The sequence below is a fragment of the Microbacterium sp. MMO-35 genome (assembly GCF_037147555.1).
GTDB lineage: Bacteria > Actinomycetota > Actinomycetes > Actinomycetales > Microbacteriaceae > Microbacterium.
This window is the reverse complement of record NZ_JBBCVH010000009.1, coordinates 70,078-90,334: the sequence shown is the minus strand read 5'-3', so window position 1 is coordinate 90,334 and position 20,257 is coordinate 70,078. Positions and strand designations below refer to the sequence as shown.

At 70.5% G+C, this 20,257-nt stretch carries 18 protein-coding genes; 15 read left to right on the top strand and 3 right to left on the bottom strand.

What is annotated here, in order from left to right:
* The first annotated feature begins 23 nt into the window (after positions 1-23).
* Entirely contained in the window at positions 24-1,292 is a 1,269-nt protein-coding gene (locus WFJ01_RS16235; RefSeq protein WP_336629648.1) for an alpha-L-fucosidase, read from the top strand.
* 15 nt (positions 1,293-1,307) lie between these two features.
* On the opposite strand, the gene WFJ01_RS16230 is transcribed toward WFJ01_RS16235, so the two are convergent.
* Complete coding sequence (locus tag WFJ01_RS16230; RefSeq protein WP_292880655.1) at positions 1,308-2,471, bottom strand: ROK family transcriptional regulator; 1,164 nt, start codon at positions 2,469-2,471, stop codon at positions 1,308-1,310.
* Positions 2,472-2,682: 211 nt separating this feature from the next.
* Here WFJ01_RS16230 and WFJ01_RS16225 point away from each other — a divergent pair, with 211 nt between their 5' ends.
* The 7 genes from WFJ01_RS16225 to WFJ01_RS16195 all read left to right on the top strand — a co-directional run bounded on the left by WFJ01_RS16225 (position 2,683) and on the right by WFJ01_RS16195 (position 10,540).
* Complete coding sequence (locus WFJ01_RS16225) at positions 2,683-3,942, top strand: ABC transporter substrate-binding protein (RefSeq protein WP_336629647.1); 1,260 nt, start codon at positions 2,683-2,685, stop codon at positions 3,940-3,942.
* Between the two features lie 64 nt (positions 3,943-4,006).
* A complete protein-coding gene (locus WFJ01_RS16220) occupies positions 4,007-4,951 on the top strand; it encodes a carbohydrate ABC transporter permease (protein ID WP_251448306.1) in 945 nt (314 codons plus the stop codon).
* Positions 4,941-5,867 (top strand): carbohydrate ABC transporter permease, encoded by a 927-nt coding sequence (locus WFJ01_RS16215; protein WP_251448309.1) that lies wholly within the window; start codon positions 4,941-4,943, stop codon positions 5,865-5,867. Before WFJ01_RS16220 ends, WFJ01_RS16215 begins: the two co-directional genes overlap by 11 nt.
* A complete protein-coding gene (locus tag WFJ01_RS16210) occupies positions 5,864-6,838 on the top strand; it encodes an ROK family protein (protein WP_336629646.1) in 975 nt (324 codons plus the stop codon). Before WFJ01_RS16215 ends, WFJ01_RS16210 begins: the two co-directional genes overlap by 4 nt.
* Positions 6,839-6,921: 83 nt before the next feature.
* Positions 6,922-8,472 (top strand): M81 family metallopeptidase, encoded by a 1,551-nt coding sequence (locus tag WFJ01_RS16205; RefSeq protein ID WP_442928059.1) that lies wholly within the window; start codon positions 6,922-6,924, stop codon positions 8,470-8,472.
* Positions 8,469-9,818, top strand: a complete 1,350-nt coding sequence (locus WFJ01_RS16200; protein ID WP_336629645.1) for an alpha-L-fucosidase — start codon at positions 8,469-8,471, stop codon at positions 9,816-9,818. The genes WFJ01_RS16205 and WFJ01_RS16200 overlap by 4 nt, the downstream gene beginning before the upstream one ends.
* Complete coding sequence (locus WFJ01_RS16195; RefSeq protein WP_336629644.1) at positions 9,815-10,540, top strand: copper homeostasis protein CutC; 726 nt, start codon at positions 9,815-9,817, stop codon at positions 10,538-10,540. Before WFJ01_RS16200 ends, WFJ01_RS16195 begins: the two co-directional genes overlap by 4 nt.
* 103 nt (positions 10,541-10,643) lie before the next feature.
* Here the strand turns inward: WFJ01_RS16195 and WFJ01_RS16190 are convergent, their stop codons facing one another.
* Positions 10,644-11,648, bottom strand: a complete 1,005-nt coding sequence (locus tag WFJ01_RS16190; RefSeq protein ID WP_336629643.1) for a hypothetical protein — start codon at positions 11,646-11,648, stop codon at positions 10,644-10,646.
* 83 nt (positions 11,649-11,731) lie between these two features.
* Here WFJ01_RS16190 and WFJ01_RS16185 point away from each other — a divergent pair, with 83 nt between their 5' ends.
* From WFJ01_RS16185 to serA, 3 genes are all read left to right on the top strand, one after another.
* Complete coding sequence (locus WFJ01_RS16185) at positions 11,732-12,262, top strand: hypothetical protein (RefSeq protein ID WP_336629642.1); 531 nt, start codon at positions 11,732-11,734, stop codon at positions 12,260-12,262.
* Positions 12,259-12,588, top strand: a complete 330-nt coding sequence (locus WFJ01_RS16180; protein ID WP_292880630.1) for a hypothetical protein — start codon at positions 12,259-12,261, stop codon at positions 12,586-12,588. Before WFJ01_RS16185 ends, WFJ01_RS16180 begins: the two co-directional genes overlap by 4 nt.
* A gap of 116 nt (positions 12,589-12,704) precedes the next feature.
* The gene (gene serA / locus WFJ01_RS16175) at positions 12,705-14,336 is read left to right on the top strand and encodes a phosphoglycerate dehydrogenase (RefSeq protein ID WP_251448334.1); all 1,632 of its coding nucleotides are present in this window, start codon (positions 12,705-12,707) and stop codon (positions 14,334-14,336) included.
* Between the two features lie 227 nt (positions 14,337-14,563).
* On the opposite strand, the gene WFJ01_RS16170 is transcribed toward serA, so the two are convergent.
* The gene (locus WFJ01_RS16170; protein ID WP_251448337.1) at positions 14,564-15,121 is read right to left on the bottom strand and encodes a TetR/AcrR family transcriptional regulator; all 558 of its coding nucleotides are present in this window, start codon (positions 15,119-15,121) and stop codon (positions 14,564-14,566) included.
* A 67-nt stretch (positions 15,122-15,188) separates the two neighbouring features.
* On the opposite strand from WFJ01_RS16170, the gene WFJ01_RS16165 reads away from it, so the two are divergent.
* The 4 genes from WFJ01_RS16165 to gnd all read left to right on the top strand — a co-directional run bounded on the left by WFJ01_RS16165 (position 15,189) and on the right by gnd (position 20,210).
* A complete protein-coding gene (locus WFJ01_RS16165; RefSeq protein ID WP_336629641.1) occupies positions 15,189-16,724 on the top strand; it encodes an MFS transporter in 1,536 nt (511 codons plus the stop codon).
* A 128-nt stretch (positions 16,725-16,852) separates the two neighbouring features.
* Positions 16,853-17,914: a 3-isopropylmalate dehydrogenase gene (locus tag WFJ01_RS16160; protein WP_336629640.1), complete on the top strand. Its 1,062-nt coding sequence runs from the start codon at positions 16,853-16,855 to the stop codon at positions 17,912-17,914.
* A 51-nt stretch (positions 17,915-17,965) separates the two neighbouring features.
* Positions 17,966-19,078 carry a branched-chain amino acid aminotransferase gene (locus WFJ01_RS16155; protein WP_251448346.1) on the top strand — a complete coding sequence of 371 codons (1,113 nt, stop codon included), beginning with the start codon at positions 17,966-17,968 and terminating at the stop codon, positions 19,076-19,078.
* A 76-nt stretch (positions 19,079-19,154) separates the two neighbouring features.
* Complete coding sequence (gnd, locus tag WFJ01_RS16150; RefSeq protein WP_295032717.1) at positions 19,155-20,210, top strand: phosphogluconate dehydrogenase (NAD(+)-dependent, decarboxylating); 1,056 nt, start codon at positions 19,155-19,157, stop codon at positions 20,208-20,210.
* Positions 20,211-20,257 lie beyond the last annotated feature (47 nt).

Sequence of the window (20,257 nt, the reverse complement as noted above, 5' to 3'; positions counted from 1 at the left end):
CGAGGATCGAGGAAGAGGCAGAGATGCGACAGCAGTGGTTCGATGAGGCCCGGTTCGGGATGTTCGTGCATTTCGGCCTCTACAGCGGGGCCGCCCGGCACGAATGGGTGCAGAACTACGAGCGCCTGACGGCGGAGGAGTATCGCGCCTACTTCGACCACTTCGACCCCGACCTGTTCGACGCGACCGCGCTCGCGCGTCGTGCGAAGGCGACGGGGATGGGCTACGTCGTGCTCACCACGAAGCACCACGACGGGTTCTGCCTCTGGGACTCGGCGCTCACCGACTACACGTCGATGACGGCGTGCGGGCGTGATCTGGTGCGCGAGTACGTCGACGCCCTGCGCGCCGAGGGACTGCGGGTGGGTCTGTACCACTCGCTCATCGACTGGCATCACCCGGACTTCACGGTGGATGGGAACCACCCTCGCCGTGCCGACGCGATCGAGCACGAGCGCAACCGCGCGCGGGACATGGATCGCTACCGCGCGTACCTGCACGGGCAGGTGCGCGAGCTGCTCACCCGGTACGGCGACATCGACTACCTGTTCTTCGACTTCACCTACCCTGAGGAGAAGGACGGCTGGGCGGGGAAGGGGCCGGCGGATTGGGACGCGGAGACGCTCCTGGCGCTCTGCCGCGAGCTGCAGCCGCAGATGCTCGTGAACGACCGGCTCGGGATCCCCGCCGACTTCGTGACGCCGGAGCAGTACCAGCCGACCGCCCCGATCGTCGTGGAGGGCGTCCCCCAGGTGTGGGAGGCGTGCCAGACGATCAACGGATCCTGGGGCTATCACCGCGACAACCACGATCAGAAGTCCGCCGTTCTGCTGGCCCAGATGCTCGCGGACTCTGTGGCGATGGACGGCAACATGCTGCTCAACGTCGGCCCGGACGGCCGGGGGAGCATCGCGCCGCGCGACGAGGCCGTGCTCGCCGAGCTGGGCGAGTGGATGCGCCTGCACCGCGACGCGATCGTCGGCGCGGGCCATGCGCCCTTCGCCGCGCCGCGCGAGGGCGTCTACACGCGGCGGGGCGACCGCCTCTACCTGCACCTGTTCTCCTGGCCGCTCGGCTACGTGCACCTCGAGGGGCTCGCGGACCGCGTCACGTACGCGCGTCTGCTGAACGACGGATCCTGGCTGAAGACCTCGGTGACGGATCCGCACCAGCAGGCGTCGCTCATGACTCCGGCGGGGGAGCAGGAGGGCACGCTCACCGTGCACCTGCCCGTGCGGCGCCCCGACGTGCTCATCCCGGTCATCGAGCTGACCCTCGCGCCCGACGCCTGACCGCGGCGGCGCGTCTCAGGCGACGGGGTCGACCAGCTCCATGGCCAGGCGCGCCGCGCCGTAGAGCGCCGCATCGGGGCCCGTGCGGGCGGACTCGATGCGCAGGGTCTGGGTGGCGAGCGGATGGCACGCCTCGTACACGCGGCTGCGGACCGCGGCGAGGAAGGGCTCGCTCGCGCTCATGCTCCCGGTGAGGAACACGGCGTGCGGGTTGAAGAAGTTGACCACGCCGGACAGCACCTGACCGAGGTGCGTGCCGGCCGTGCGCACCAGCGTCGTGGCGATCGGATCGCCGTTGCGCGCCAGCTCCAGCACGTCGGCGGCACCCGCGACGGCGACGCCGCGCTCGCGCATCTGCCGGACGAGGCCCGCACCGCTCGCGATGGTCTCCAGGCAGCCGTGGTTGCCGCAGGAGCAGGGGATGTCCGCGGCCTCGGCGACGCGCGTGTGCGTGATGTCCCCGGCCGCGGACGTGGCGCCGCGGTGCACGGAACCCGCCACGATGATGCCGCTTCCGATCGCGGTCCCCGCCTTGACCGTGATGCTGTGCTGGTCGCGCGTGAGGCTGCGGTGATGCTCGCCCAGGGCCATGAGGTTCGCGTCGTTGTCGACCACGGCCGGAACGCCGAAGCGCCCGGCCAGCGCCTCGCCGACGCGGAATCCGGGCCAGCCCGGCATACGGGAGGGCTGGTCTACGCTGCCGGACTCGAAGTCCACCGGCCCCGGGAGCGCGATGCCCACCGCTCGGATGTCTGCCTCGGCGGCGAGGGCGCGGAGCCCCGCCTCGACGAGGGCGAGCGTCGCCTCGGGGCCGTCCGCGATCGTGATCGGGATCGTCGCGGTCCGGTCGAGGTGACCGCCGAGATCGAGCAGCCCGAGCCGGGCGTGCTCGCCGCCGAGTTCCGCGGCCAGCACGCGATGCGGTGTGCCGCCCAGGGAGAGGCGGCGTGCGCGGCGTCCGCCGGACGACTGCGCCTGACCGTTCTCCCGCAGGATTCCGGCGTCCACGAGCTCCTGCACGCGGAGGGAGACGGTGGACGGGGCGATGCCGAGCAGCCGGGCGAGGTCGGAGCGCGACAGCGCTTCACCGCGCGTCACCAGCTCCACGATCTGCCGGGCGTGGTCGCCGGACGCCGGGGGTTCGCGACGGTCCGGGGACCGGTCTGCGGGATGTGCCATGACACTTCCTTCGAGGTCGAATGAAGATTACTCTAGTGGCGAACGACCAACCAGTTCGGATAAATCACGGAATTCTCACGATCTGAGCCAGACATCCGATGTTCGACTGGAGTTTCGCGTGTCGCTCTGACAGGATGAGGGCATAACCCCGAATTACTTCGTTCGAACTCAAACGAAGCCTGGATCTGTTCGTGCCTGAGGAGGCATTTCAATGAAGAAGACTCACCTCGTCCCCGTGGCGGCGTTCACGGTGGGCGCCGCCCTCGTCCTCACCGGCTGCGGAGGCTCCAGCAGCAGCGCCGGTGGCGACGACAAGACCGTCGTGGTCGACATGTGGGCCGGATCCGCCGACGACACCAAGGCGCTGCAGGCTCAGATCGACGTCGCCAAGAAGCAGAACCCGGACCTCAAGATCGAGCTGCGCACCGCGCCGTGGAACGACTTCTTCACGAAGCTCACCACGAACATGGCCTCGGGCAACATGGCCTGCGTCACGGGCATGAACAGCGGCATGCTCTCCAGCTACACCGCAGGCTTCCAGAAGCTCACCGCGGACGACCTGAAGACCGCGGGCCTCAAGGAGGGCGACTTCGCCTCCGGCACCACCGAGATCCTGAAGAACAAGGGCGAGCTCTACGGCCTGCCGTTCGACACCGCGACCATGCTCGTCTACTACAACGCGGATCAGCTCAAGGCCGCGGGCGCGGCCGACCCGAAGCCGGGCTGGACCTTCGACGACTTCGAGAAGACCGCGAAGGCGGCCACGCGCGACAGCAAGCAGGGCTTCGCCGTCGGTATGGGCGACTTCCAGTGGCAGGCGCTGCCGATCGCCAAGGCGGGCGTGCAGCCGGCGACGCAGGACGGCAAGCTCCAGCTCACCGACAAGAAGTTCTCCGACGCCGCGACCTGGTACGCGGGCCTGGTCACCGACCAGAAGGTGGCGCTCCCCGTCGCCAGCGCCTCGGACGGCGGCTGGGGCGAGGACCAGTACTCCAACGGCAACGCGGCCATGGCCGTCGACGGCACGTGGAACGCGGTCAGCTACCTGAAGAACGAGGCGGGCTTCACCGCGGGCATGGCGCCGCTGCCGGGCGACGGCAAGGACTCGCTGAGCCTCATCCTCGGCTCGGGCTACGGCATCTCCAAGACCTGCAAGAACAAGGACGCCGCGCTCAAGGTGCTCGGATCCCTGCTCAGCAAGGACTCGCAGGACTACATCGCCTCCTCGGGCCGCAGCTACCCGGCGCGCACCGAGAGCCAGCCGCTGTACTTCGAGTCGATCGACGAGAAGTACCGCGCACAGGTCGAGGAGGTCTTCAAGGCCGCGTTCGCGAACGTGCAGGGTCAGTACGTCACCGACAACTGGTCGAAGGTCGGCAGCTACATCCAGCCGCAGCTCGTGAGCGTCTACAACGGTCAGACCCCCATGGCCGACGTGCTCAAGAGCGCGCAGGAGCAGTTCGGCAAGTGATCCCCTCCCGGCCCGGCGGATCCGTCCGCCGGGCCGGGACACCATCCTGGAAGAAGGAGGAACGGTGACCATCGCCGCATCCCGCCGTCGCGCGCCGCAGGACCGCCGCGGCGTCCCGGCCCGCCGCGGATCCCTCGCGCGGACAGAGGGCCGTCAGGCGCTCGGCTTCGCGAGCCCCGCCCTGATCGGCCTCGCCGTGTTCACCGTCGTGCCGGTCGTGCTCTCGATCGTGATGAGCTTCTACAATTGGCCCACGTTCGGCGACAAGACGTTCAACGGCGTCGGGAACTACATCAAGCTCTTCACGTCGAGCCCGGACTTCTGGCCCGCGATGCGCAACACCGCCGTCTTCACGGTCGTCTACGTGCCGCTGAGCATCGTCTGCTCCCTGATCCTGGCGATGTCCCTCGGGCCGCGGATCCGCGGACGCGGCGCGCTGCGCGTGCTCTTCTTCATCCCGGTCGTGACGCCCATGGTCGCGAGCGTCCTGGTGTGGAAGATGATGCTGCAGCCGCAGGGCCTCTTCAACGGGATCGCCCAGGGCTGGTTCGGCATCAAGCTCCCCAACTTCCTCGCCGACCCGTTCTGGGCGATGGCGATGGTCATCATCATGAGCGTCTGGCAGGGGCTCGGCTACAACATGCTCATCTTCTCGGCCGCCCTCGAGCAGCTGCCGGAATCGGTCATCGAGGCGGCGCGGATCGACGGGGCCTCCGGTTTCCGGATGCAGTGGAGCGTCGTGGTCCCGATGATCTCGCCGTCGATCTTCTTCGCGACGATCATGACCATGATCACGTCCCTGCAGGTCTTCGCGCAGCCGCAGCTGCTCACCGGCGGCGGTCCGGGCAACGCGACCCAGCCGCTCGTGCAGTTCATCTACAACCAGGGCTTCAAGTTCCAGGATCTCGGCATCGCCGCCGCCGGCGCGTGGATCCTGTTCGCGCTCATCATCATCATCACCGCGCTGCAGTTCGGAGCGCAGAAGAAGTGGGTGCACTATGAGCACTGATCTGCAGCAGAGCGCCCTCATCGCCTCGGACGAGTCGATCGAGGTCGCGGCCGAGGACCGCACCAAGCGCACCAAGGCGCCGCTCTCCGGCGCCGAGCGGACGCGCCTCATCATCGCCCACGTCTTCGTCTACCTCGCCGCGCTGATCTTCGTGTCGCCGCTGATCTACTCGTTCTTCTCGGCGCTCAAGCCGAACAACGAGATGTTCTCGATGCCGCCGAAGCTCATCGGCTCCGAGCTGCGCTGGTCCAACTTCGCCGACGTGTTCGCGTACGGTCCGTTCCTCACCTACATCGGCAACTCGTTCTTCGTGGCGATCGCCGGAACACTCGTCGTCCTCATCGTCTCCACGACCGCGGGCTACGCCTTCGGGCGTCTGCGCTGGAAGGGTCGCGACGCCGTGTTCGTGCTCTTCCTCGCGACCCTCATGGTCCCCGCCGAGGTGCTCGTCATCCCGATGTTCCAGGTCATGCAGTGGCTGAACTGGGTGGACACCTACCAGGCGCTGATCTTCCCGTTCGCGTTCACCGCCTTCGGCACGTTCCTCATGCGGCAGTTCTTCCGGGGGATCCCCTACGAGCTCGAAGAGGCCGCGCGCGTCGACGGCGCGGGGCCCGTGCGCTCGTTCCTGCAGATCATCCTCCCGCTCGCGAAGTCGGCGGTCGCGGTGCTCTCCGTGTTCACCTTCCTGTCGTTCTGGAACAGCTACCTCTGGCCGCTCATCGTCACGGTCGACTACAACGCGCACGGCACGCTCCCCGTGGGACTCGCGACCTTCTCCGGTCTCACCGGCACGCGCTGGGACCTGCAGATGGCGGCGGCGATCATCTCGATGGTGCCCACGACGATCCTCGTGATCGTGCTGCAGAAGCACCTGGTCAAGGGCATCGCGATGGCGGGGCTCGGCGGACGATGACCCACGACGCACACTCCGGTGCCGAGCCGCACCGGCACACGAGCGCGCCCGTGATCGCGGGCATCGACATCGGCGGGACGAAGATCTCCGCCGTGCTGACCGACGAGTCCGGATCCGTCCTGGCCCGAGGCGTCGTACCGGCGCCGGCCGCGGAGGGCGGTCCCGCGATGGCGGACGCCGCAGCGGGCCTCGTGCTCCGGCTGTGCGGCGTGATCGGAGCGCCCCTGGCCGGCGCCGGCGTCGGCGCGGCCGGTGTGATCGACCAGGAGCGCGGCGTCGTGGTCGCCGCCTCCGCCACGTTCACGGACTGGAGCGGCTTCCCCCTGGCGGAGGAGCTCGAAGGCCGGCTCGGCGCACCCGTGTGGGTCGAGAACGACGTGAACGCGTTCCTCCTCGGCGAGCTGCGCTGGGGTGCGGCCCGCGGCGAGAGCGACGTGCTCGGCATCATGCTCGGCACCGGAGTGGGAGGCGCGATCGCCCTCGGCGGCGCCGTACACCACGGCGTGCACGGCGCGGCGGGGGAGATCGGGCACACGCCGGGATTCAGCGAGCTCGTCTGCACCTGCGGGCAGACTGGGCATCTCGAGACGCTCGCCTCCGGCACCTCGATCACGCGCCGCTATCGCGCGGCCACGGGATCCGACGCCTCCGCTCCGGAGATCGCCGATCGTGCCAGGGACGGCGAGGCCGCTGCGCTCGCCGTCTTCGAAGACGCGGCGCGGGCGACCGCGCTCGCCGCGTCCATCACGGCGTCACTGCTCGACCTCGGCATGGTCGTGGTCGGCGGCGGAGTCCGCGAGGCCTGGGACCTGCTCGAACCCGGCATCCTCGAGACGCTGCGCACCGACGCCCCGGTCTCCGGGTTCCCGCTGCGCATCGTGCCCGCCGAGATCTCGGCCGACGCTGTCGCCCGGGGAGCAGCGGCGCTCGCGTCCGCGCGGCTCGCCGATTCCGTCCCCGCCACCGTCTGAACCGTCCGCACCCCTGAGAAGGAACCCACGCCGTCATGACAGCGCCCACCCCGCACCTCCGCCCCGAGGCCGACACGGTCTGGATGGGGCCGCTCCCGCCCGTCGAGGACGGAGGGCTCGTCCGTCCGCGGATCGGCATCGCCGGGATCTCGATCGAGTCCAGCACCTTCTCGCCGCACATCTCCGGCGACGAGGCCTTCACGATCCGCGAGGGCGCCGAGCTCGTCGGCTACTACCCGTTCCTCGACGAGGAGCGTGAGCTGCGAGCGGCGGCGGAGTGGGTCCCGATCCATCACGGCCGCTCGCTTCCGGGAGGTGCCGTGGCGCCGGCCACCTACCTGCGGATGAAGGAGGCGATCGTTCACGGCATCCGCGCCGAGATCGCCGCGGGCGGTCCGTTCGACGGCTTCTTCTTCGACATCCACGGCGCCATGAGCGTCGTCGGGATGCAGGACGCGGAGGGGGACCTCGCGGCAGCCGTGCGCGCCGAGCTCGGCGACGACGTGCTCGTGTCGACCTCGATGGACCTGCACGGCAACGTGTCGGAGGTGCTGCGCGACGCCCTGGATCTGCTCACCTGCTATCGGATGGCGCCGCACGAGGACTGGATGAACACCAAGGAGCGCGCGGTGTGGAACCTGCTCGCGCGCCTGCGCGGTCCGCACGGATCCGATCCGCTGCTCCGACGCCCCTTCAAGGCATGGGTCCCCGTTCCCGTGCTGCTGCCGGGGGAGAAGACGAGCACCCGACTGGAGCCGGCGCGCGGCATCTACGCGCAGGTGCCGGACGTCGAGGAGCTCGACGGCGTCGTGGACGCGGCGATCTGGGTCGGCTACGCGTGGGCCGACGAGCCGCGCAACATGGCGATCGTGATGGTGACCGGCGACGACCGCGCCGTGATCGCCCGTGAGGCGGAGCGGCTGGCCCGGGAGTACTGGGACGCCCGCGCCGACTTCGTCTTCGTGGGCCCGACCGCGGGCCTCGGCGAGGCGCTCGATCGCGCGCTCGCACCGGGAGCCGCTCGCCCGTACGTGATCTCCGACTCCGGCGACAACCCCACGGCGGGCGGCGCCGGCGACGTGTCCTGGACGCTCGGCGAGCTGCTCGCGCGCCCGGAGCTCGCAGAACCGGGGCGCGTCGTCGTGCACGCCTCCGTCTTCGATCCCGCGGCGGTCGCGCAGGCCGTGGCCGCGGGCGTCGGCGCCGCCGTCGCCCTCGAGGTGGGCGGCCGGGTGGATCCGGGCCCGCGCGGCCCCGTGCCGATCGCGGGCGAGGTCTTCTCGATCACCGAGGGCGATCCCGAGGCGGGCACGCAGGTCGTGATCCGCGCCGGCAGCGTGCACGCGATCGTCACAGAACGCCGCAAGCCCTTCCACCACCTCGACGACTTCCGCATGCTGGGACTGGATCCCGAGGCCGCCGACATCGTGATCGTGAAGATCGGCTACCTCGAGCCCGAGCTGTACGACCTCGCCGCCGACTGGACGCTCGCGCTCACGCCGGGTGGCGTGGACCAGGATCTGCTCCGCCTGGGGCACCACCGGCTCGCACCCGGTGTCTTCCCGTTCGACACCGACGGTGAGCCGGCCCTGACGGCGCACGTGAGCCGTCGCGGAGAGGAGCTGCCCGCATGATGAACTTCGAGAAGCGCACCGGACCCGACTTCGGATCCGCCGCACCCGCCTACCCGGATGCCGCCGTGCCGGACTGGTACCGCGACGCCAAACTCGGCTTCTTCGTGCACTGGGGCCTGTACTCCGTGCCCGCCTGGGCCGTGCAGCACGGCGAGGGCGTGAACATCCCCACCGAGGACGCCTACGCCTGGCACCAGTACGCGGAGTGGTACGGCAACACCGTGCGGATCGCGGGAAGCCCGACCTGGCAGCGGCATCAGGAGCTCTACGGACCCGGGACGTCCTACGAGGACCTCGCCGACCTCTGGGACGCATCGTCCTTCGACGCGGACGCGTTCGTCGGCGAGCTCGTGGATGCGGGGGCACGCTACGTCATCCCCACCACCAAGCACCACGAGGGCTTCTGCCTGTGGGGGACCGGCACGACCGGATTCAACGCGGTGGCCCGCGGACCCCGGCGCGACCTGATCGCGGAGCTCCACGACGCCACGCGCCGTGCGGGCGCGCGGTTCGGCGTGTACTTCTCCGGCGCGCTGGACTGGCATGCGAGCGACTTCCCGGCGATCGAGTCCGACACCGACCTGTTCCGCTACCGCCGCAACGACGAGCACTTCTCGCGCTACGCCGCCGCGCAGCTCGACGAGCTCGTCGAGCGCTTCTCACCCGACGTGCTCTGGAACGACATCGAGTGGCCGGACGGCGGCAAGGGGAACGACGACTTCGCGGTCGCGGCACTCCTGCGCCGCTACTTCGCACGGGTGCCGGACGGCGTCGTGAACGACCGCTGGGGTGTGCCGTACCACGGCTTCCTCACGCGGGAGTACACGCACATCCCCGGGATCCTCGACGCTCCGTGGGAGTCCACGCGCGGCCTCGGCTACTCGTTCGGGTACAACCAGGCGGAGGACGAGCGCCAGACGCTGTCCGGCCCGGACCTGATCCGGATGCTCGTCGACGTCGTCTCCAAGAACGGCAACCTGCTCATCAACGTCGGTCCCGATGCGGCCGGGCGGATCCCCGAGCTGCAGCGCCGGACGATGCGCGACCTCGGCGCCTGGATGCGCACGAACGGCGAGACGATCCATGGCACGCGCCCCTGGGTGCGCTTCGGCGAGGAGACCGGCGAGCCGCGCCGCTATACCCAGTCGGCTGCCGGCGTGCACGTGCACGCGCTCGACCCCAGCGCCGGGGAGCTCCGTCTCCCGACCGAGCTGACCGACGGCACGGCGCGCTGGGCGGACGGCTCCGCCGCGGAGTCGGAGACCGCGACGGACGGTGCGCGGATCGTGCGCATCCCCGCCGGGCTGCGCGACGAGCCCGTCGCCACCCTCACGGTCGCACCGTGACGCGGATCGTGCTCGAGATCGCGGTCGACGGGCCGGCGGGGGCGCGGACCGCGTTCGAGAGCGGCGCCGATCGGGTGGAGCTCTGCCAGGCGCTCGCCGCGACCGGGGGCCTGACGCCCTCGGGCGCCACGGTCGACGCGGTGCTCGCCGTCGCCGGCGATCCTGCGCGCGTCGCCGTGCTCGTGCGGCCCCGCGGGGGCGGATTCGTCTACACCGCCGAGGAGGTCGACCTCGTGGCGGCCGACATCGCCGACGTCGTCCGCCGGGGCGCCGGGGCGGTCGTGGTCGGCGCCCTGACCGCCGCGGGAGCGGTCGACCGACGCGCGCTGGACGCGTGGCGGCAGGCGGCCGGCGCCGCGGACCTCGTCTTCCACCGCGCGATCGACGCGGTGCCGGAGCCTGCGGGGATCGTCGACGACCTCATCGCGGGCGGGGTGCGGCGCGTGCTCAGCAGCGGTCGCGCGACGCGCAGCATCGACGGGGTCGAGACCCTGCGCGGGCTCGTCGCCGCGGCGGACGGCGGACTCGAGATCATGGCCGGGGGAGGAGTGCGCGTGCAAGACGTCGCCGGGCTCCTGGCCGTCGGGGTCGACGCGGTCCATCTGTCGGCGCGCCGGCCCTCCGGGGACACGACGCCGAGCGGACCCGGCGGCGGGGATCCCGGTTTCGACGTGACCGACGCAGAGATCGTGCGGCGGGCCGCCGCCGCGCTGCGGGGCTGATCCCGGGCCGCGCTCTCCTGCTCGGAGAGAGGGGGCCCTGGAGGACGAACGAGCGCGACGCCCCGAGAGGGACGTCGCGCTCGTCTTTTCGCCGGTGCGCGGGTCAGGGTGTGCTGGTCGGCGCGGGCGTCGAGCCCGACGACGAGGCGTCCGGAACCGTGAGCGGTGCTTCGACGCCGGCGCCCCAGACCGGCGCGGGGAGCGTGGTGTCGGTCTTGCCGTCGCGGATGGCGCGCAGGGCATCGGCGATCGCGGGCGCGTTCTCCGGCACGGGGAGGCCGCACTTGCGCAGCTCGGACGCGAACTCCAGCGTCAGCCGGGTCTTGCCCGCCTCGACCGCCTGTGCGGTGGTGCCGGTGCGCTTGTCGCTGCCGGTCTGGATGGCCGAGACCTCCTCGCACACGTGGTAGACGGTGCCGCCGTCCACCCAGACGACCTGGTCCTTGCCGAGCAGCTGGATCACGGTGGACTGGTCCGCCGTGTACTGCTCGACGGACGGCGGGTTGAAGTCGATCCCGAGCACGACGGCGAGAGCCGCGAGCGCGATGCCCACGATGCCCGCGATCGTCTTCTGCCCCTTGTCCATGTCCTTGTTCAGGAACACGAGGATGATGAGCGGCACGAACGCGATGATCGCGATGATCGCGCCCAGCTGGTTCTGCACGAAGAACCGCACGGTGTCCGAGCGACGGGCCGGATCCAGGCGGTTCGCCTTCTTCCAGAGGAACGATCCGGTGATCGACAGCGCCGCGATCACGACGAACAGCACGATGAGCGTGATGAACGCCCACTGCGGGAAGGTCGCGGTCGCGCCCTGCTGCTCGAGGAGTCCCGTGTCGGGGTTGCGGACGAGCTCGCCGTCGCCGCCGGTGACCTGGCGCTGCCGGAGCAGCCAGAAGATGCCGAACGCCTCGGCGGCGATCGCGACGACCCAGAGCACCACGGCGATCCAGCGGAACCGGGTCGCCTTCGCCTTGGCCTCGGGGGTGGGGGTCCAGCCGGCGGGAGGATCCGCCGGCGCGTCGGTGGAGGCCGCGGCGCTGGTCGACGCGGGTGCTGCGGGCTTGCTCGCCGCGCGGGCGGGCTTCTTGCTGCTGTTCTCGGGCACGGTGGTCCTTTCCGCCTGGTGCAGGACCGAGCCTAGCGGCGGGGGCCCGCTGATCCGGGGAAATCGGTCGCTACGCTGGACGCATGACGACCGATCCGGACGACGCGCTGCGCTGGGAGGGCGACGAGCCCGCCGCGCCGGACGCCCCCGCGAAGCAGGAGCGCCCGACCGACGCCGCGCCGCCTCAGGCCCCGCAGGAGGATCCCGGGGCGGTGCACACCTCTGCCGCCGGCATCGAGGCGCCCGCCTCCGCCGCGGCCCCCGCGGCGGAGGCGTCGCCGGCCGAAGTCGATGTCGAGGACGAGGACGAGCCCGAGGGGATCGGCAACGTCGCCCTGGTGTTCTACGGGATCATCGGCGGCGTGTACCTGCTCTTCGCGGTGGGCTGGATCGTGGGCGGCTTCCGTCTGCGGCCGCGAGCCTCGCTCCTGCTCGGGGACTGGACGTACTTCCCGTGGATGTGGCTCGCGGCGCTCGCGCCGGTGCTGTGGTTCGCGGCGACCTGGGTGCTCACCCGAGGCACCGCGACCTGGATCCGGATCGTGGCGCTGATCGGCGGCGCGGTGCTGCTCGTGCCGTGGCCCTTCGTGATGTTCGGGACGGTGGGGGCATGAGCGCAGAAGTCAGGACGACCGTGGATCCGCGGCGCCCCCGCTGGATCCTGTACACGCTGCTCGGCCTGTTCGGGCTCCTCTACGCCTACGCGGTGTGGAACGCGATCGCCTACACGATCCCGCTCGCCGGGCTCGCGATCGGTGCGACCACGTGGGTGGCGCTGATCCTCGCGATCATCCTGCCCGTGGTGGTCTATGTGCTCGCGATCGCGATCACCCGCCGACGCGGACTCGGCACGGTCGCCCTCGTGCTCTTCGCCGGGCTCGGGGTGGTCGCGGTGTTCTGGCTGGACGTGGTCGGCTACACGCTGTCCGGCGCGCACTGACCCGCGGCGTCACACGGTCCGGAGGGCACGGCGCGCTCCGGTAGAGTGTTCGCACCATCGCGCCCCGACGGTGCGGCGCATCCGGATCCCCCTTCCCAGCCCCGAAGGATCTCTCTGTGCCCGAGAACGCCGTGAACACGTCCGCCCGCAAGCCCGTCGTCCTGCTCGCCGAGACGCTGTCTCCGGCCACGGTCGACGCACTCGGCCCCGACTTCGACGTCCGCTCGGTGGACGGCACCGACCGGGAGGCGCTGTTCGCCGCCCTCGCGGACGCCGACGCCGTGCTCATCCGCTCGGCCACGAAGATCGACGCGGAAGCGCTCTCGCACGCCCCCGTGCTGAAGGTCGTCGCGCGTGCCGGCGTGGGCCTGGACAACGTCGACATCAAGGCGGCGACCGCAGCCGGCGTCATGGTCGTGAACGCGCCCACGTCGAACATCGTCTCGGCCGCCGAGCTCACGGTCGGCCACATCCTCAGCCTCGCCCGCCGCATCCCGGCGGCGCACGCCTCGCTCTCGGCCGGTGCGTGGAAGCGCAGCTCCTACACCGGCGCCGAGCTCTTCGAGAAGACGGTCGGCATCGTCGGCCTCGGCCGGATCGGCGCGCTGGTCGCCGCGCGTCTGGCCGCATTCGACATGCGCGTCGTCGCCTACGACCCCTATGTCACGAGCGCCCGTGCTCAGCAGCTCGGCGTGCAGCTGCTGAGCCTCGACGAGCTCGTCGCGGAGAGCGACTTCCTCACGATCCACATGCCCAAGACGCCGGAGACGACCGGCATGATCGGCGCGGAGCAGTTCCGTGCGATGAAGCCCACCGCGTACGTCGTGAACGTCGCCCGTGGCGGTCTCATCGACGAGGAGGCGCTGCTCGTCGCCCTGCAGAACGGCGAGATCGCGGGTGCGGGCCTGGACGTCTTCACCTCCGAGCCGCCGGTCGAGGGAAGCGCGGCGCGCGCCCTCACCGCGCAGCCGAACGTCGTCGTCACCCCGCACCTCGGCGCGTCGACGGACGAGGCGCAGGAGAAGGCCGGCGTCTCGGTGGCGCGCTCCGTGCGGCTCGCCCTCGGCGGCGACCTGGTCCCGGACGCGGTCAACGTCGCCGGTGGCGTGATCGACCCGTACGTGCGTCCGGGCATCCCGCTCACCGAGAAGCTCGGCCAGATCCTGTCCGGTCTTGCGCAGTCGCCGCTGACCAGCCTCGACGTCGAGGTGCACGGCGAGCTCAACGGGTACGAGGTCGGCGTGCTGCGACTCGCCGCGCTCAAGGGCGTGTTCACCCCGATCGTCAGCGAGACGGTCTCGTACGTGAACGCGCCGCTGCTCGCCGAGCAGCGCGGCGTCGCCGTGCGCCTGGTGCAGGACGACATCAGCGAGGAATACCGCAACGTCATCACGCTGCGCGGCGCTCTCGCCGACGGCAGCCAGGTCTCCGTGTCGGGCACCCTCACGGGCCCCAAGCAGATCGAGAAGCTCGTCGCGATCAACGGTCACGCCGTCGAGCTGCCGATCGAGAAGCACCACGTCGTCATGCTGTACACGGACCGTCCCGGCATCGTCGCGGTCTACGGCCAGCGCTTCGGCGAGGCCGGGATCAACATCGCCGGCATGCAGATCGCCCGCGAGAACGCCGGTGGCCAGGCCCTGTCGGTGCTCACGCTCGACTCGCCGATCCCCGAGGTGCTGCTGGACGAGGTGCGCGAGGCGATCGACGCCGACCTGTTCCGTCAGATCGAGCTCGTCGAGGCGTGATCCTCGCCCTTCGGGGCCGCTGAGCGCGCCGGCCGAACCCCCTCGGGGGTCGTTGAGCGAGCCGGTCGAACCCCCTCGGGGTCGTTGAGCGAGCGCAGCGAGACGAAACGCGGTGCCCTTGCGAGGGCGCCGCGTTTCGTCTCGGTCGCCTGCGGCGTCCTCGCTCAACGACCCCGAGGGGACGGTCGCCTGCGCATCCTCGCCGCCGATGTGCGTCGGGCGCGGTCTCAGCCTTCGACGGTGCGGAGCACGAGAGCGACCAGCGCGTCGAAGTCCGCCCCGGTGGGGAGGACGCCGTCCGCGTCGTCTGCGGGACCGTGCGAGTCCAGGGCGTTGTTGAAGAACAGCCCGTCGCTGAGCAGCATGACGAGGTCGAGCGCCGCCTGATCGCGCACGTGCGGGCGGATCGCCTCGGCCGACTCCTCGCGCATGCGGTGCAGCACGTCCGTGGCGGCCCTGCTGCCGCTCTGGGCCAGGCAGGACGCCGCGATGATCGCCCGGTCGAGGGCGTCGTCCATCATGACCGAGGTGCGCAGGTAGTACTCGACCGGTCCCTCGGACGCGGAGCGGATCCGCTCGATGTCCTCGGCCGCGAGGGCGTCGAGACGTGCGATCATCGCGGTCGCGAGCTCGTCCTTCGAGGCGAAGTGGTAGAGCAGTCCGCCTTTGGAGACTCCCGCCGCCCGGGCGACGGCGTCGAGGGTCGCGGCGCGCTCGCCGTCGGAGATCAGCAGCGCCTCATAGGCGTCGAGGACGCGCTCACGGGCATGCGGAGGTCTGGCCATGTCTGTTACTATACCATCCGGACGGTTTAGTAATTCGTCCCTCATTGACAGATCCGAGAGGTGCACCATGTCCGCAACAGCGTCGATCTCCCTGCCGGGGACCGAGGACGGCCCCCGCGTCGGCGCGCGCGGATGGGCGGCGCTGGTCGTGCTCATGCTGCCGGTGCTGCTCGTCTCCGTCGACAACACCGTGCTGTCGTTCGCGCTGCCGGAGATCTCCACGGCGCTGAGCCCCAGCGGCGTCGAGCAGCTGTGGATCATCGACGTCTACCCGCTCGTGCTCGCCGGCCTGCTGGTGACGATGGGCACGCTCGGCGACCGCTTCGGGCGGCGGAAGATGCTGCTCATCGGCGCCACCGGCTTCGCGCTCGTCTCCGCGCTCGCCGCATTCGCCCCGACCGCGGGCCTGCTGATCGCGGCTCGTGCCCTGCTCGGGTTCTTCGGCGCGATGCTGATGCCGTCGACGCTCTCGCTGTTGCGCTCGGTGTTCCAGAACCGCGAGCAGCGCCGTCTCGCGATCGCGGTGTGGGCGGCGGCGTTCTCCGCCGGATCCGCGCTCGGACCGATCGTCGGGGGAGTGCTGCTCGAGCACTTCGCGTGGGGATCCGTGTTCCTCGTCGCCGTCCCGGTGCTCATCCCGCTGCTGATCCTCGCGCCGATCCTGGTGCCGGAGAGCCGGGATCCGAACCCGGGGCGGATCGACCTGCTCAGCATCCTGATGTCGATGGCCACCATGGTCCCCGTGGTGTATGCGATCAAGGAGTTCGCCGTCGACGGCGTCTCGCCGCTCGTCGTGATCCTGATCGTCCTCGGCGTGGGCATGGGCGTGCTCTTCGTGCGCCGCCAGCTGCGTGCCGAGGTCCCGATGCTCGACATGGGGTTGTTCCGGCGCGGGATGTTCAGCGGCGCGATCCTGGTGAACCTGCTCAGCGTCGTGGCGCTCGTCGGCTTCCTGTACTACGTGTCGCAGCATCTGCAGCTCGTGCTCGGGTTGAAGCCCGTCGACGCCGGCCTCGCGCTCATCCCGGGCATGGCCATGATGATCGTCTCGGGTCTCGTCGTCGTGCCGATCGCGCGTCGGGTGCGCCCCGAGGTCCTCGTGCCGTCGGCCCTGGTGTTCTCGCTCGCCGGCTATCTCGTCGTCGCGTTCACCACGCACGCGCACGGCGTCGCCCCGCTGATGGTCGCGTTCGTGCTGCTCGGCATCGGCATCGGCGCCGCGGAGACCGTCTCGAACGAGCTCATCCTCGCGGCTGCGCCCCCGGAGAAGGCCGGTGCCGCGAGCGCCGTCTCCGAGACCGCGTACGAGCTGGGCGCCGTGCTCGGCACGACGATCCTGGGCGGCATCATCACCGCGTTCTACCGCAGCTCCCTGATCGTGCCCGCGGGCGTGCCGGATGCCGTGGCCGACCGCGCCAGGGAGACGCTGGCCGGAGCGTTCTCCGCGGCCGAGAAGCTCCCGGACGCCCTGGGCACCGCGCTGCAGCAGGCGGCCGCCGACGCCTTCGGCACCGGTGTGATGGTCACGTCGCTCATCGGCGGCGGGCTCGTCGTCGTCGCGGCCGTGATCGCCGCGCTGACCCTGGGCCGCCGCCTCCGCTGACCGCCATTCTCGAGTCGTCCCCCTCAGCACGGTCTATGGGTCGTGCTGAGGGGGACGACTCGTTGTCTTGAGGGGCTCCGGCTGCCGATAGCCTGGGATCCTCCACCCGCAACAATTGAGGAGCGCCTGTGTCTGTCGCCTCGTCCCGTGTCGTGAAGCTCGCCGTCATCCCCGGGGACGGCATCGGTCCCGAGGTCGTCGCCGAGGCCGAGAAGGTCCTCGACGCGGTGACCGCGGACAGCGGCGTGACCTTCGAGAAGACGCGCTTCTCGCTCGGCGCCGCACGCTTCCTGGAGACCGGCGACACGCTCACCGACACGGACCTCGACGCGATCCGCACCCATGACGCGATCCTGCTCGGCGCCGTCGGCGGACAGCCGGGGGATCCGCGCCTCAAGGACGCGAACATCGAGCGCGGCCTGCTGCTGAAGCTCCGCTTCGAGCTCGACCACTACGTGAACCTGCGGCCCTCCCGGCTGTACCCCGGATCGACCGGCCCGCTGGCGGACCCGGGCGAGATCGACTTCGTCGTGGTCCGCGAGGGCACCGAGGGCCCCTACGTCGGCAACGGCGGCGCCATCCGCAAGGGCACGCCGCACGAGGTCGCGAACGAGACCAGCGTCAACACGGCGTTCGGCGTCGAGCGGGTCGTCCGCTACGCCTTCGCCCTCGCCGAGAAGCGCCGCAAGAGGCTCACGCTCGTGCACAAGACCAACGTGCTCGTGCACGCCGGCGCGATCTGGAAGCGGATCGTCGACGAGGTGGCGCTCGAGCACCCCGACGTGGCCGTAGACTACCTGCACGTCGACGCGGCCACGATCTTCCTGGTCACCCACCCTTCGCGCTTCGACGTGATCGTCACCGACAACCTCTTCGGGGACATCCTCACGGATCTGGCCGGCGCCGTCACCGGTGGCATCGGCCTCGCCGCCTCGGGCAACATCAACCCCGACGGCGCGTTCCCGTCGATGTTCGAGCCCGTGCACGGCTCGGCACCCGACATCGCGGGTCAGCAGAAGGCCGACCCCACCGCAGCGATCCTCTCGGTCGCCCTGCTCCTGGACCACCTGGGGCTCGTCGACGAGGCCGCACGCGTGCAGCGCGCGGTTGAGGAGGACGTCGCATCGCGGGAACGCACCCGCACCACCGAACAGACCGGCGCGGCGATCATCGCGCGACTCCAGGCGTAACCTGAAGTCACGCGCACGACGCCGTCCCCTTCGACCTGTCAGGACACACTCATGACCATCGAACTCCCTCTTCAGGCTCCGTCTCCCGCCGGCCTCATCTGGCGGGTCACCCGCAACGAGGAGCCGCGCTCGGACGCCGAGCGCGAGACGATCTTGCAGAACCCCGGATTCGGGCAGTACTTCACCGACCACATGGTCGACCTGTGCTGGTCGGAGAAGGGCGGGTGGCACCGCCCCCGCGTCTCGCCCTACGGCCCGATCGAGCTCGACCCGGCTGCGGCCGTGCTGCACTACTCGCAGGAGATCTTCGAGGGCCTCAAGGCCTATCGGCACGCGGACGGATCGGTCTGGACCTTCCGTCCCGACCGCAACGCCGCCCGCCTGCAGCGCTCCGCGGCGCGCCTCGCACTGCCCCCGCTGCCCACCGAGCTCTTCATCGAGTCGCTCAAGCAGCTGGTCGCCGTCGACTCGTCCTGGGTGCCCAGCAACCCGGAGGAGAGCCTGTACTTGCGCCCCTTCATGTTCGCGAAGGAGGCGTTCCTCGGCGTGCGCGCGGCGAAGAAGGTCGCCTATTACCTGATCGCGAGCCCGGCCGGCGCCTACTTCCCGGGAGGCGTGCAGCCGGTCAACATCTGGCTCTCGCGCGACTACGCGCGCGCTGGACGAGGCGGCACCGGCGCGGCCAAGACCGGCGGCAACTACGCCTCGAGCCTGCTCCCGCAGGAAGAGGCGTACAAGAAGGGCTGCCAGCAGGTGCTCTTCCTCGACGGTGAGTACATCGAGGAGCTCGGCGGCATGAACCTCGTGCTCGTCACCCGCGACAACAAGCTGATCACCCCCGAGTCCGACTCGATCCTCGAGGGCATCACCCTCGCGTCGATCCTGCAGCTCGCGAAGGATCGCGGACTCGAGGTCGAGCAGCGCAAGCTGTCGATCCAGGAGTGGCGCGACGGCGCCGCGTCCGGTGAGATCGTCGGCGCGTTCGCGTGCGGCACCGCCGCGGTCGTCGTGCCGATCGGAAAGCTGCAGGCCGCCGACTTCGAGATCGTCCACGACGGCCCGCAGGCGACCGAGCTGGCCATGTCGCTGCGTGAGGAGCTCACCGACATCCAGTACGGCCGTCGTGAGGACACCCACGGCTGGCTCGTCCGCCTGGACGGCTGACCCGCCGCACGAGCAACGCCGCCTCCGGCGCGGAGGCGGCGCACGAACTGCGATCCCTGAGGGAGAGGACCCCGCTATGAAGCTGGCCATGGTCGGACTCGGACGGATGGGGGCGAACATCGTGCGCCGCCTCATGCGCGGAGGCCACGAGTGCGTCGTCTACGACGTCAACAAGGACGCCGTCGACGCCCTCGTGGCGGAGGGGGCGATCGGTGCGACCGACTACGCCGACCTCGCCGCGAAGCTCGACGGCCCGCGCGTCGTCTGGCTGATGATCCCGGCCGGTCTTACCGGACGGGTCGTCGAGGAGCTCAGCACGGTGCTGCAGCCCGGCGACATCCTCATCGACGGCGGCAACTCCAACTACCGCGACGACGTGCGCCGCGCCAAGGCGCTGCGCGAGAAGGGCCTGAGCTACGTCGACGTGGGCACGAGCGGCGGCGTCTTCGGCCTCGACCGCGGATACTGCCTCATGGTCGGCGGACCCGATGAGGCGTTCGCGACGATCACGCCGATCCTGAAGACGATCGCTCCGGGCGTCGGCGACATCGAGCGCACGCCGGGACGGACGGGGGAGCTCACCGATGAGGAGCTCGGCTTCCTGCACTGCGGTCCTTCGGGGGCGGGGCACTTCGTGAAGATGGTGCACAACGGCATCGAGTACGGCGTCATGGCCGCCCTCGCCGAAGGGCTGAACCTGCTCGAGAACGCCGATGCGGGAATCCGCGAGGCCGAGCACTCCGCCGAGGTCGCCCCGCTCGAGGAGCCCGAGTACTACCAGTTCGACATCGACACCCCGAAGGTCGCCGAGCTGTGGCGCCGCGGATCCGTGATCTCGTCGTGGTTGCTCGACCTCACGGCGGCGGCGCTCCAGGGCAACCCCACGCTCGACGGCCTCGCCGGCCGGGTGTCCGACTCCGGCGAGGGCCGCTGGACGGTCAAGGCCGCGGTCGACGTGGGCGTGCCGGTGCCCGTGCTCGCCGCCTCGCTGTTCGAGCGTTTCGCGTCGCGTGACGAGGACCTGTACGCGAACAAGGTGCTCTCGGCGATGCGCCTGCAGTTCGGCGGGCACAAGGAGCTCCCCGCGGGCGACGTGCTCGAGGCCGGCGGCAACAAGGCCGACCACGCCTGAGTCGCGACCGCGACGAAACATCGGATCCTCGTGGCTAGGCTGAACGT